General features: G+C 44.4%; 11 protein-coding genes, 2 rRNA genes, 1 pseudogene and 1 riboswitch. All 14 genes and pseudogenes read right to left on the bottom strand.

The genetic code is table 11. The annotated features are described in order from the left end of the window. Positions 1-123: 123 nt before the first annotated feature. Complete coding sequence (gene purD / locus WFH04_RS01065) at positions 124-1,383, bottom strand: phosphoribosylamine--glycine ligase (protein WP_336822196.1); 1,260 nt, start codon at positions 1,381-1,383, stop codon at positions 124-126. A 24-nt stretch (positions 1,384-1,407) separates the two neighbouring features. Continuing rightward, positions 1,408-2,943, bottom strand: a complete 1,536-nt coding sequence (purH, locus tag WFH04_RS01060) for a bifunctional phosphoribosylaminoimidazolecarboxamide formyltransferase/IMP cyclohydrolase (RefSeq protein ID WP_336822195.1) — start codon at positions 2,941-2,943, stop codon at positions 1,408-1,410. Between the two features lie 23 nt (positions 2,944-2,966). Then, the gene (gene purN, locus WFH04_RS01055; protein ID WP_336822194.1) at positions 2,967-3,563 is read right to left on the bottom strand and encodes a phosphoribosylglycinamide formyltransferase; all 597 of its coding nucleotides are present in this window, start codon (positions 3,561-3,563) and stop codon (positions 2,967-2,969) included. Continuing rightward, positions 3,563-4,621: a phosphoribosylformylglycinamidine cyclo-ligase gene (gene purM, locus WFH04_RS01050; RefSeq protein WP_336822193.1), complete on the bottom strand. Its 1,059-nt coding sequence runs from the start codon at positions 4,619-4,621 to the stop codon at positions 3,563-3,565. The genes purN and purM overlap by 1 nt, the downstream gene beginning before the upstream one ends. Positions 4,622-4,632: 11 nt before the next feature. Continuing rightward, entirely contained in the window at positions 4,633-6,060 is a 1,428-nt protein-coding gene (gene purF / locus WFH04_RS01045) for an amidophosphoribosyltransferase (RefSeq protein ID WP_336822192.1), read from the bottom strand. Beyond that, positions 6,036-8,267 (bottom strand): phosphoribosylformylglycinamidine synthase subunit PurL, encoded by a 2,232-nt coding sequence (gene purL / locus WFH04_RS01040; RefSeq protein WP_336822191.1) that lies wholly within the window; start codon positions 8,265-8,267, stop codon positions 6,036-6,038. The genes purF and purL overlap by 25 nt, the downstream gene beginning before the upstream one ends. After that, complete coding sequence (purQ, locus tag WFH04_RS01035; protein ID WP_336822190.1) at positions 8,251-8,937, bottom strand: phosphoribosylformylglycinamidine synthase subunit PurQ; 687 nt, start codon at positions 8,935-8,937, stop codon at positions 8,251-8,253. Before purQ ends, purL begins: the two co-directional genes overlap by 17 nt. Continuing rightward, positions 8,934-9,188: a phosphoribosylformylglycinamidine synthase subunit PurS gene (gene purS / locus WFH04_RS01030; protein ID WP_336822189.1), complete on the bottom strand. Its 255-nt coding sequence runs from the start codon at positions 9,186-9,188 to the stop codon at positions 8,934-8,936. The genes purQ and purS overlap by 4 nt, the downstream gene beginning before the upstream one ends. 55 nt (positions 9,189-9,243) lie before the next feature. Then, positions 9,244-10,365: a 5-(carboxyamino)imidazole ribonucleotide synthase gene (gene purK / locus WFH04_RS01025; RefSeq protein WP_336822188.1), complete on the bottom strand. Its 1,122-nt coding sequence runs from the start codon at positions 10,363-10,365 to the stop codon at positions 9,244-9,246. Continuing rightward, a complete protein-coding gene (gene purE / locus WFH04_RS01020; RefSeq protein ID WP_336822187.1) occupies positions 10,362-10,850 on the bottom strand; it encodes a 5-(carboxyamino)imidazole ribonucleotide mutase in 489 nt (162 codons plus the stop codon). The genes purK and purE overlap by 4 nt, the downstream gene beginning before the upstream one ends. Before the next feature lie 127 nt (positions 10,851-10,977). Next, a riboswitch (purine riboswitch) is annotated at positions 10,978-11,078 on the bottom strand. Between the two features lie 76 nt (positions 11,079-11,154). Then, positions 11,155-11,349, bottom strand: coding sequence for an NETI motif-containing protein (locus WFH04_RS01015; RefSeq protein WP_336822186.1), 195 nt, complete (start codon positions 11,347-11,349; stop codon positions 11,155-11,157). Beyond that, positions 11,346-11,868 (bottom strand): annotated as a pseudogene (locus WFH04_RS01010) (DUF2179 domain-containing protein). Before WFH04_RS01010 ends, WFH04_RS01015 begins: the two are co-directional and overlap by 4 nt. A gap of 776 nt (positions 11,869-12,644) precedes the next feature. Next, positions 12,645-12,760, bottom strand: a 5S ribosomal RNA gene (gene rrf / locus WFH04_RS01005). 118 nt (positions 12,761-12,878) lie between these two features. After that, positions 12,879-12,965, bottom strand: a 23S ribosomal RNA gene (locus WFH04_RS01000); the annotation flags it as partial.

Here is a 12,965-nt window from a genome sequence, read left to right as displayed (position 1 = left end):
GTGAAAGGCAGACCAAGGCTTATAAGTCCTTCTGTCTCCCTTTCCAGTAGAGTTAAAAAAATTTGCAAGCATTTTTCAACATTTGGAGACCATTCCTACAGTTTTGTCTGGTCAATTTTCCGATTATAGCGTTCGCCAACCGATATCCGTCCGATAGAAAAATCCATTCCATTGCATACTATTCAATTTGCTATAAACGATTTTTTGCGCTTCTTGCAATGTTTCAGCCTTTGCTGAACATAGCAGTATACGACCGCCATTGCCAACATATCGCTGAGCCGAGACATCTATAAGTTTTGTTCCTGCATGGAAGATCTCAAGATCATCGATAAGCGTAAGATCAGGCAATTGCGTACCTTTCTCCACATTCCCCGGGTAGCCGTCTGAAGCGATGACAACGCCGACTATCGCTTCATCATGCCACTTCAATTCATATGGTTTTTTATCCATGAGCGCCATCATGAATTCACCAAAATCAGATGCCATACGTGGTAAAACAACTTGTGTTTCAGGGTCACCGAAGCGTGCATTGAATTCAATCACTTTCGGTCCATCTTCGGTTAAAATAAGCCCGGCGTAAAGGATTCCTGTGAACGGTGCATCTTCCGCTTCCATTGCACGGACAGTTGGGACAACGACTGTGTCATAAGCCTTCTGCACAACTTCATCGGAAATTTGAGGGACCGGCGAATAGGCGCCCATTCCGCCCGTATTTGGCCCTTTATCCCCGTCAAAAGCCCGCTTATGATCTTGCGCGATGACCATAGGATATATTTGTCCATCATGGACGAACGACATATAAGAGAATTCTTCCCCATCAAGAAATTCTTCAATGACAACGCGGGATGAAGACTGTCCGAATCTTTCATTGCCAATCAGTTCATCAACTGCATTAAGCGCCTCATCTACCGTCATTGCGACAACGACGCCTTTGCCTGCAGCCAATCCGTCTGCCTTGACGACGATCGGTGCACCTTGCGTTCGTATAAATGCCTTCGCCTCTTCTGCATCAGTGAACGTGCCATAGGCTGCAGTCGGGATGCTATATTTTTTCATCAAATCTTTGGCAAATGCCTTGCTGCCTTCTATACGAGCAGCTGCTTTCGTAGGGCCAAAAATTCGCAAGCCTCGTTCAGAAAAATAATCAACTATACCATCTGATAGCGGCTGTTCAGGCCCAACAAATGTTAGGTCTATCGATTGTTCGACCGCAAAATTGGCAAGCCTTTCAAAATCCGAAGCTTCAATTGAGACACATTCCGCATCCTCTCTCATACCATCATTGCCAGGTGCAACAAACACTTTCGTTACGGATGCCGAGTTTTTGAATTGCCGGGCGATTGCATGCTCACGGCCGCCGCTGCCGATGACAAGTATTTTCATTTCGATCTCCTTCCCCTAAAAACCTCAATGTTTGAAATGGCGGACGCCTGTAAATACCATGGCAATTCCGTATTCATTTGCTTTTTTTATAGAATCCTCATCTTTCACAGAGCCACCTGGTTGAATAATCGCTGTAATGCCTGCCTGATGGGCTGCTTCCACTGTGTCATCCATCGGGAAAAACGCATCCGAAGACAGCGCTGCTCCCTTTGCACGTTCTCCTGCTTGTGATAAAGCTATACGTGCAGCACCGACACGGTTCATCTGACCTGCACCGACTCCTAACGTCATTTGACTGTCCGTTACTGCAATCGCGTTAGATTTAACGTGTTTCACGACAGCCCATCCTAACTTCAAAGCTTCCCACTCTTGTTCTGTAGGTTGACGTTCTGTGACAACACGAATATCTGCATCTTTGTATCCGTAAGTGTCCGGCTCTTGAATGAGCAAACCGCCTTCAACAGAAACGACATTCCATTTATCCTTTTTATGCTGATCGAAAGGAATCGTTAATAGACGAATGTTTTTCTTTTTCGTCAACAACTCTATTGCTTGTTCTGTAAACGCGGGAGCAATAATAATTTCCAGGAAAATTTCGGATAGCTTTTCCGCTGTTGCTTCATCTACTTCGCGATTTAAAGCGATAATGCCGCCGAAAATGGAAACTGGATCTGCTTCATGAGCTTTGTCGAATGCTTCCTTCAACGTTTCGCCAATGCCAACGCCACAAGGATTCATATGTTTCACAGCAACTGCTGCTGGTTTTTCGAATTCCTTTACAATTTGGATTGCTGCATTGGCATCTTGAATGTTGTTGTAAGATAGCTCTTTGCCGTGCAATTGTTCCGCATAGGCAATCGAGAAATCTGAACTGAGCGGCCGACTGTAAAATGCAGCATGCTGGTGAGGGTTTTCCCCATAACGCAACGGCTGTTTCAGTTCGTATGTAAATGTCAGCTGTTCAGGGAATTCTTCTCCAGCCAAATCCGTTAAATAGCCTGACACGAACGCATCATACGCCGCAGTATGACGAAACACCTTTGCTGCAAGTTTACGACGTGTCTCTATAGAAGTTTGGCCTTCTGTTTTTAATTCGCCTAAAACATAGCCGTAATCTGTAGCATCTACAATAACCGTCACATAGTTATAATTTTTGGCAGAGGCACGTAGCATTGCCGGGCCACCGATGTCGATATTTTCAATCGCTTCCTCTTCTGAAACATCACGCTTAGAGATTGTTTCTTTAAACGGATATAAGTTCACACAGACGATATCAATCGGCTGGATTCCGTGCACTTCCATTTGCGCTTTATGGACAGGGTCATCTTGCTTAGCAAGAAGCCCGCCGTGAATCATCGGGTTCAATGTTTTCACCCTGCCTTCCATAATCTCAGGAAAGCCTGTCACTTCGTCAACAGCTGTAACAGCGACCCCATTCTCCTTCAAATGCTTCATCGTTCCGCCGGTCGACAAAATTTCATATCCTAATGATTCGAGTTCTTGTGCGAACGGCAAAAGCCCATTTTTATCCGACACGCTTAACAATGCACGTTTTTTCACGAATAAACCCTCCGATATCCATTTCACTTTTGACTCTCTGACGTTGTGTAAATTGGTTTAAACAACTGCTGTAATGTTTCTTTGTACAAAACATGCTCCACTTCATGTATTGATTGTGCTGTTTTCTCCAAATCATTATGAACTACAGCTACCGCTTGCTGCGCTAAGATTGGACCTGTATCCATTCCTTCATCCACTAAGTGAACTGTAACACCTGTCACTTTCACGCCGTGTGCAATTGCTTGGCCAATCGCGTCTTTTCCTGGAAATGCCGGTAACAGTGATGGGTGAATGTTCACAATACGTGACGGGAATGCGTTCAATAAAGTCGGTCCAATTAATCGCATATATCCTGCCAAAACAAGCCATTCAACACCATCATCTGTTAAACGCTCGACTATCGCTTTTTCAAACGCTTCCTTGGAACGAAAAGCCTTTGCCTCGTATGCGGCAACAGGGATATTCATCTCTTTCGCACGCTCAACTACGTAAGCAGCTGGCCGATCTGTAATGACGACAACGATTTCAGCGAGTAATTCACCACTGCGACACGCCTGTGCAATTGCTTCGAAATTACTTCCACTTCCTGACGCAAAGACAGCAATCTTCGTTTTTCCCATTACTCCTGCAAGCTCCCATCATGCTCACCGACAAACCGAACACCAGCACCATTAACGACCTTACCGATTTTATATGCTTTCTCTCCATGCTCTTCTACAATCTGTATGGCACGATCCGCTTCAGCAGCTGGCAATGCGATCACAAAGCCGATCCCCATATTGAAAACGCTGTACAAGTCTTTGTCCGCCAACTCGCCTATTGCTTTTAACATGTGAAACACCGGTAAAACTGGCCATGTATGCAATTCGATTTCAACGCCTACACCTTCAGGCAACATCCTTGGCAAATTTTCGTAAAATCCACCGCCAGTAATATGGCCCATCGAATGGACATTCAGCTCTTCATGTATTTGCATAGCAGGCTTCGCATAAATTTTTGTTGGCGTCAACAACACTTCCCCAACTGTTCCTATCGATTCAAATCCTTCAATCACATCATCAATCCCATAACCCGCATCTTCCAAAATAATTTTTCGGACTAAAGAGTATCCATTGGAATGAATGCCACTTGAAGCAATCCCAATTAACACATCACCATTGACCGTTTTCTCGCCAGTGATCACCTTACTTTTTTCACATGCTCCAACAGCAAATCCTGCAAGGTCATATTCGTTGACATCATACAGTCCTGGCATTTCTGCAGTTTCCCCGCCAATCAATGCAGCGCCTGCCTGTACGCAACCATCCGCAATTCCTTTCACAATTGATTCGACTTTCTCGGGAACTGCCTTGCCGAGTGCAATATAATCCAAGAAATAGAGTGGTTCTGCCCCTTGCGCCACAATATCATTGACGCACATCGCAACACAGTCGACGCCGATCGTATCGTGCCGATTCGCCATGAATGCTAATTTCAATTTCGTGCCGACTCCATCCGTTCCTGAAATGAGAACAGGCTCTTTATAATGAAGGCTCGAAAGGTCAAACATACCTCCGAATCCGCCAAAGGCTCCAGCCACTCCTTTACGTGCCGTTCTTGCTACATGTGATTTCATCCGCTCTACAGACGCATAGCCAGCCTCTATATTGACTCCCGCTTTCTCATAAGCTTTCGACATGTCTAGGCCTCCTATCGACCAAGTTCTTTTTCATGCGGCAACACGGTGTCCGCGTAAATTTCAGTTGGATACTCTCCAGTAAAACACGCCAGACATTGACCGCAATTTTTCATTTCTGCCGGCCGTCCAATCGCTTGCAGCATCCCTTCAACAGAAAGAAATGTGAGTGAATCAGCCCCGATCAATTCTCGCACTTCATCAACAGATCTGCCTGTCGCAATTAGTTCAGAATCCGTGCTTATATCCACCCCGTAAAAACAAGGACTCACTAAAGGAGGTGCTGCGATCACGACATGCACTTCCGTCGCCCCTGCATCTTTCAGCATTTTAACGATTCTTTTGGAAGTCGTACCGCGTACAATTGAATCGTCCACCATGACAACTCTTTTTCCTTCGACGACTTGGTGCACCGGGGATAGCTTCATCTTCACGCCTCTCTCACGCATCGCCTGTGTCGGCTGAATGAATGTTCTGCCGACATATCTATTTTTAATCAACCCTAATTCATACGGAATGCCGCTTTCCTCCGAGAAACCGATCGCTGCAGATATGCTTGAATCGGGCACACCGGTTACGACATCTGCATCGATTTTTATCTCTCTCGCCAACTGCTTTCCACAACGTTTTCTCGCCATATGAATATTCAGTCCATCAATATCCGAGTCTGGACGGGAGAAATAGACGTATTCCATAGAGCAGATCGCCCGCTCGCCCGGTTGTGCAAAACGTTCTGAGTGCAGCCCGCTGTTATTGATTGTCAACAGTTCTCCAGGTTCAATGGACCGGATCGTCTCTGCTCCAATAAGATCGAACGCGCAAGTTTCAGAGGAGACGACATACGCATCCCCTAATTTACCGAGGGAGAGAGGGCGCAATCCATTCGGATCCTGTGCAACCATCAATCCTTCTTCAGTCAATACGACAAAAGCGAACGCACCTTTCAACATTGACAAAGCTTTCTTCACACGATCCCGTTGTGTCAACGAGCCACGGCTGCTTCGCTTAATTAAATGCGCCAACACTTCCGTATCAGATGTCGTCTGAAAAATGCTTCCTTGCTGCTCCAAGCTTTCCTTCAGTTCTTTTGCATTGATTAAATTGCCATTATGTGCAATTGCCATGCTGCCCGTCGTTGAGCGAAAGACGAGTGGCTGGACGTTTTCTATCCCACGCCCCGCCTCTGTCGTATAGCGCACTTGACCAATTGCAGTATGACCGGTCAACCCTTTTAACGCGTCTCCGGAAAACACTTCGTTGACAAGCCCTTCTCCTTTAAGGACATGCATGCCTTTTCCATTTTTCGTCGCTATCCCTGCACCCTCTTGACCGCGATGTTGTAGGGCATGCAAACCATAATAGCTAATTTGCGCGGCTTCATCATGCCCCCAAATGCCGAACACACCGCATTCTTCGTTTAAGCCTCGCAATTCAGCAAGCATGGAATAGCTCCTTTCCAAGCAGAGCGGAACTCTTCCACCGTTCCGTCAATTAACACGGATTCATCATCACCTTCAAAAATAATCCGATGATCATTCGTAACAATTCCAATTTTCACTGCATCTTTCGTAATGTCCTCAAATGCTTCTGCGTGCTCTTCTTTGACAGTAACTAAGAACCTTGATTGCGTTTCGCTAAATAATGCAGTAACAGCAGAACCAGTTATACGTACTTTTGCTCCTAAGCCTTCTGCACCGAAAGCTTTTTCACAAAGCGCTGTCGATAGCCCTCCTTCAGAAAGATCTGTTGCAGAAGCGATTAAGCCTTTCTGTATGGAAAGGAGCAATGACTTCTGTCTATCGACCTCAACTTCCAAGTCAATCGCAGGCGCCTTGCCGAAAATTCGACCTTCGATCATTTGCTGCAATTCACTTCCGCCGAATTCAGTAGCTGTTTCGCCAATTAAGTAAATGATATCTCCAGCTTGCTTGAATGACGTTGTCGTCACGTGAGACAAATCATGGACGATGCCGACCAAGCCAATCGTTGGTGTTGGGTAAACTGGAACACCGTTTACTTCATTAGACATCGATACATTTCCACCGATAATTGGAGAATTTAACATGCGGCAAGCTTCCGATATGCCGTCCGCAGACTTCTCAATTTGCCAAAATACTTCCGGCTTGTCAGGACTTCCAAAATTCAAGCAATCCGTTGCGGCAATCGGCTCTGCACCAGAGCAAACCAGGTTGCGTGCCGCTTCTGCAACCGCAATTTTCCCACCCGTCTCCGGATCCAGGTAGATATATCTCGAATTGCAATCTGCCGTCATCGCTAGCCCTTTATTTGTACCGCTTATACGTATGATGCCTGCAGATGAACCCGGTGCAACGACCGTATTGGAACGTGCTTGCGAATCGAATTGATTGTAGACCCATTCCTTCGAAGCAATTGTCGGGCGTTTCAGCAAGTCCATCAATGTCTCTTTCAAATCGTTGACAGACGGTTCTTCATTCTCAATCGCTTGAAATTCTTTGAAATAAGCCGGTTCTTCTGACTTTTTATAATACACCGGAGCATCTTCAGCCAATGCATTAGCTGAAACTTCCGCTACCATTTCACCTTTATGGAATAAACGGAGCATCTTATCATCCGTCACTTTCCCAATCGCAACGGCTGCAAGACCATATTTTGTGAATAAATCAATGATCTCTTGCTCGCGGCCTCGTTTCACAACGACTAGCATACGTTCCTGAGATTCAGACAACATCATTTCGTACGCTGTCATACCCTCTTCACGCTGCGGAACAAGATCCAAATTCATTTCCAAGCCAAAGTTAGCTTTCGATGCCATTTCAGCAGATGAGGATGTTAACCCCGCTGCGCCCATGTCCTGAATGCCGACAAGCGCATCTGACTTCACCAATTCGAGACAAGCTTCCATTAGCAGCTTTTCGAGATATGGATCGCCCGCCTGCATGACTGGCAATTCTTCCTCTTTATCGACAGCTACTTCCGAAGAAGACATCGTTGCACCGTGAATGCCATCACGGCCCGTTTTTGCCCCGACATACATCACCGTATTGCCAACACCCGAAGCAACGCCTTTTTGAATATCTTCGTGACGTAATAAGCCAACCGCCATCGCATTGACTAGTGGCCTCTTCGAATAGCATTGATCGAATTGGACTTCGCCTGCAATTGTAGGAATCCCGATCACATTGCCATAGCTCGCAATTCCAGCTACCGCCTCTTCAAATAAATAACGGTCCCTCTCTTCAGACAGATCTCCAAAGCGCATCGAATTGACTAATGCGACTGGTCGAGCCCCCATGGAAAATACATCCCGGATAATGCCGCCTGCTCCTGTTGCAGCTCCGATGAACGGCTCGATTGCAGAAGGTGAATTATGCGATTCCAATTTAAATACGGCAGCCATATTGTCCCCAATATCAACAATCCCGGCGCCTTCCCCAGGCCCTTGCAAAACGCGTTCGCCTTCCGTAGGGAATTTGCGCAGCACAGGTTTCGAGCTTTTATAAGAACAATGCTCAGACCACATTGCCGAAAATAGCCCGGTTTCTGTATAGTTCGGCAGCCTGCCCAACATATCTACTGCACGGTTGAACTCTTCATCCGTCATACCCATTTGGCGATACAATTTCTCATCTTTGATCTGCTGTGCTGTAGGTTCATGCATGACTGACATTCGATTCACTCCCGCTTTTCAAAATTGATTGGAATAAAGGCAAACCATCTATACCACCGATCATTTCTTCCACCGCGCGTTCGGGCAAAGGCATCATACCAAGCACATTGCCTCGTTCATTTAACACGCCCGCAATTGATTCCGTACTGCCATTTGTATTGCTATCTACATATGAAAACACGATCCGATGATTTCTCTTCAACTCTTGGACAGTTTGCAAATCTACGAAATAATTGCCATATGCATGCGCGAAAGGCAATGTAATTTGCTGCCCCATCTCGTATTCTGAAGTGAATATAGTAGAAGCATTTTCAACGATTACCTCCGTTTTCCCGCTTCTGAACTTCAAGCTTTTGTTTTTCAAAAATGCGCCCGGCAATAAACCTGCTTCCACTAAAATTTGAAAACCATTTCCTACTCCTAATACCGTTTTTCCGTTCTGTGCAAATCCCTTTAACTCTTCAATCGCTCTTGAACTTTGCGCAAGCGCGCCCGGACGCAAATAATCGCCATAAGATGCACCAGTTGGAATGAGAACCGCATCAAAATCTTTCAGCACCGCATCATGATGCCAAACGATTTCTGCTGTTCCACCTGCCACTCTGTTCACCGCTTGCAATAAATCAACATCACAGCTCGAACCAGGAAAACTTAAAATGGCAATTTTCATTTCCCGGCAGCCTCCTCAATTTCAAAGTGGTAATTTTCAATTACTTTATTCACAAGCAGCTTGTCACACATTTCTGTTACACGTGATTCAATTTCATGTTGATCGCCTGCAATATTCAACTGGATCATTTTGCCGATCCTTACGTTTTCCACTTCATCAAAACCCAATGTGTTCAAAGCATCCTTTGTTGCAATCCCTTGTGGATCTACTACACTTTCACGCAATGTTACATATACATTTACTTTTGTCATATCCGTTTGCCCCCTGAAATGGAATTTATAAAGTATATTGCAGTGCTTTAAGTTGTTACTTCGTCCACACACCGATAGAATCAATTTCTTCTAATACGCTATCAAGTTGATCTCCTAAAATCGTGACGTGGCCCATTTTTCTTTTTTCTTTCGCTTCCGCCTTTCCATAAAGATGGATGGACCAATCAGCCTTGTTCGTGATCACTTTCTTTAACGGCGCAACATGCTCCCCTAAAACATTAACCATCACTGCAGGAGACCATAATTTCGGCTTCCTAAGCGGCCAGCCGCAAATTGCACGGATGTGCTGCTGAAATTGGGAAACATTACAAGCCTCAATTGAGTAGTGACCTGAATTATGAGGACGCGGCGCCAATTCATTGATGACAATCGAGCCGTCTTTCATTACAAACATTTCAACAGCCAATGTCCCGACTAAGTTAAGATGATCCGCAATTTTCTTTGCAGCCCCCTCTGCGGCCTCCAATACATTTCGACCAACCCGAGCCGGAACGATTGACTCATGTAAAATATGGTCTTTATGGATGTTTTCTGCGACTGGCAAGCAGTAAGACTGACCTGAAGGATTCCGCTGAATAATAACCGAAATCTCTTTTTCAAAAGGTACAAATGCCTCCGCAATGCATGCAGAATGGTCAAATAAGGATTCTGCCTTATTCAGTTCATTTTCAGAGTCGATTTTCATCTGCCCCTTGCCGTCATATCCGCCAAATGCTGTTTTTACAATGCACGGAAACCCGACTTCGCCAATTTTGTTTTTCAGCTCATCAAATGTTTCCGCCGCAACATAGTTGGCAACCGGCACGCCCGAAGCATTGATTTCTGCTTTCTCACGAATACGGTTCTGCGTTATTCGGACAAGTTCAGCTCCTTGAGGAACATAGGCAATTTCCGTTACTCTTTTCAAACCTTCATAGTCGATATTTTCAAATTCATACGTAATGACATCGCTTACCTCACCCAATTCTTCCAAAGCAGCTTCGTCATCGTATTGAGCAACGATGCGAATATCCGCCACCTGTCCGCATGGAGAATCCATCACTGGATCCAAAACGGCAATCTTCAACCCCGCTTCTTTCGCAGCAAGTGCCATCATCCTGCCAAGCTGTCCGCCGCCGATAATTCCGATCGTTTGCCCAGGCAAAATTGTTTTCATTGCAAATCACCACTGCTTTTCATAGAAGCTTCACTCATTTGCACTCTCCGTTGTTCAAGCCGATCTTGCAATGCATGATCCTGCACAGCTAAAAAACGTGCTGCCAACAACCCCGCATTCACTGCCCCTGCTTTCCCAATCGCCATCGTTGCCACAGGAACGCCGCCCGGCATTTGCACGATAGACAACAAAGAATCCATGCCATTTAATGCTTTCGATTGAACAGGTACGCCGATCACAGGCAATAGCGTTTTTGAAGCGACCATCCCTGGCAAATGCGCTGCTCCACCTGCTCCTGCAATGATTACTTCAATGCCTCTCTCACTCGCCTGTTCCGCATACGCAAACATTAAATCAGGCGTTCTATGTGCCGAAACAACCTTCTTCTCATATGGCACTTGCAATTCATCCAATACTTCACAAGCATGCCTCATCGTTTCCCAATCGCTCGTACTTCCCATAATGACACCGACTTTTAGTTCCACCGGTAATCCGCTCCTTTTCAATAAAAAAATCCTTGAATGAACTATTCTCCATATACATGGAAAGCAGTTCATTCAAGGATTATGACATTACGCCAAAAACATCGTTCTCGAAACGATTGGCGCCATCCTAAAATTCGCTTTCCCGCATAGTCCAGACATTTACGGTGTCTTGGTAGAGACGTTAGGGCCAATTCCCTAACATATATGTGGGCTTCTTTTCTTCTTACATTCTAACAATAGAATTACATGACGTCAATAAAAATACGAACAATGCGAAATGCACATTCAGACATCGTTCGTATATTTAACTATCTAATAAAACTCCTTTAAACTTAATCAATTGCCGGACTGGAACGTATTCGCCATCCACTTTCTGAAATAAAGGCTCCTCTTTGCGTCCCATCGGCGTATATCCTTCTTCTTTCATTCGATTCAAGCAATCTTCTATTGTTTCATTTTCCTGCACTTCAAACCAAACCGTTTTCTTCTTTTTACTCATTTGAACAGTTTCCCTTTCCTCACAGTTTTCACCCAAAAGCCGCCATGAATTGTTTTCGGTTCATGCGATACGACAAATGCTTTCGGATCAATTTCCTTAATTGTACTCATACAACTTCCATTCGTCTTTCCGAGGAGTCAAAATCTGCATCGCTGATCGTTTCCCATGAAGCCCATTTGCAGACCAATCTGTCACACCAAAACCTTTTTCTCTTAAAATCTTCGGCATTTCCTTATCTTCAACTGCAGTAATAACACTCACCGTAATATATCCAAGCGCCAACTTCTCTTCTATCTTCGTTCCGATAATAATTCCTAACCCAAATCCCAATGCATAAGCGATAACATTTTGGATTTCATTCAAATTATCCAAAACAAGCCCTAACCCTACAATATAAATGACAACTTCAACCATACTGACAAATGCGGCTATGTAGCGATATCCTTTCAAAGTAAGGATCATGCGAACCGTAAAAAGCGATACGTATACAATATTAATGATGAATATAATGAAAAACATCTTCAATTTACACGCCTCCTATTAGGCTTCTTATACAATCTCTACCCTCGCCCACATGAGATATGCGTGTTTTTATCATTTCTACGACTTACTGATTCCCTTTTATACCAAAGTATTAAAATACCCCATAAACAACTCTCACGTGGATAAATTGCTACCGAAACGCATTAGACAAAGTTCCATCCAGCGTATAAATGAACAGAAACGCATATTTCAAAATTACAGCGCATAAATGGATACAAAAACGCATATTTCAAAATTACAGCGCATAAATGGATACAAAAACCCTTATTTCAAAATTCCAGCGCATAAATGGATACAAAAACCCTTATTTCAAAATTACAGCGCATAAATAGGTACAGAAACGCATAATATTATTTACTCAATATTAATTGCTACAAAATGGTTCATTCTATTAGACATAAATGAACAGCGCTGACTATTAAGTATATCTATCCCACAATACAGCATTTGTACCGCAGACATCATACTAAAAATAGTGAGCAATATAATATGACGATATTTAGCTCACATCATTTACAACTTCATAGCAACACAGTATAAAATGTATCTTAACGTACGAAGGGCATAACTATGGCATACCTCCTCCGTGTAAGCATTCGAAATACTTTCATGATAATGTTTTTCTTTATTAATTAAATTTGATCAACAACACTGCCATCCCGAAAATTAGGAGATCGGTCCTTGGAAGTCAGCAATATTTGGAAAGTGAATTTTGAACACAAAAAAACCATCCCCCGTAGGGAATGGTCTTTGCCTGGCGACGTCTTACTCTCACAGGGGGAAGCCCCCCACTACCATCAGCGCTGAAGAGCTTAACTTCCGTGTTCGGGATGGGAACGGGTGTGACCTCTTCGCTATCGCCACCAGACTATGTGAATGATTTTGTTCATTCAAAACCGGATAAAACAGACATTGTACATCAATCAACCGTGCAATTTTTTCTTTGTCCAGCCTCAGCGGTTAAACGGTCGTCTCCGCTTTTCTTATAGGTTAAGTCCTCGATCGATTAGTATCCGTCAGCTGCACGTGTCGCCACGCTTCCACCCCGGACCTATCAACCTCATCATCTTTGA

This window comes from Sporosarcina sp. USHLN248 (genome assembly GCF_037144575.1).
Classification (GTDB): Bacteria; Bacillota; Bacilli; order Bacillales_A; family Planococcaceae; genus Sporosarcina; species Sporosarcina contaminans.
Note: the sequence above shows the minus strand (reverse complement) of the source record. Positions and strands in the feature narration are given on the sequence as shown.

Coding starts and splice junctions, on each gene's coding strand:
- purK (WP_336822188.1), bottom strand. CDS start 10,365: ATGAAAACAATTTTGCCTGGGCAAACGATCGGAATTATCGGCGGCGGA.
- purN (WP_336822194.1), bottom strand. CDS start 3,563: ATGGGAAAAACGAAGATTGCTGTCTTTGCGTCAGGAAGTGGAAGTAAT.
- purM (WP_336822193.1), bottom strand. CDS start 4,621: ATGTCGAAAGCTTATGAGAAAGCGGGAGTCAATATAGAGGCTGGCTAT.
- purS (WP_336822189.1), bottom strand. CDS start 9,188: ATGACAAAAGTAAATGTATATGTAACATTGCGTGAAAGTGTAGTAGAT.
- purF (WP_336822192.1), bottom strand. CDS start 6,060: ATGCTTGCTGAATTGCGAGGCTTAAACGAAGAATGCGGTGTGTTCGGC.
- purQ (WP_336822190.1), bottom strand. CDS start 8,937: ATGAAAATTGCCATTTTAAGTTTTCCTGGTTCGAGCTGTGATGTTGAT.
- purD (WP_336822196.1), bottom strand. CDS start 1,383: ATGAAAATACTTGTCATCGGCAGCGGCGGCCGTGAGCATGCAATCGCC.
- purL (WP_336822191.1), bottom strand. CDS start 8,267: ATGTCAGTCATGCATGAACCTACAGCACAGCAGATCAAAGATGAGAAA.
- WFH04_RS01015 (WP_336822186.1), bottom strand. CDS start 11,349: ATGAGTAAAAAGAAGAAAACGGTTTGGTTTGAAGTGCAGGAAAATGAA.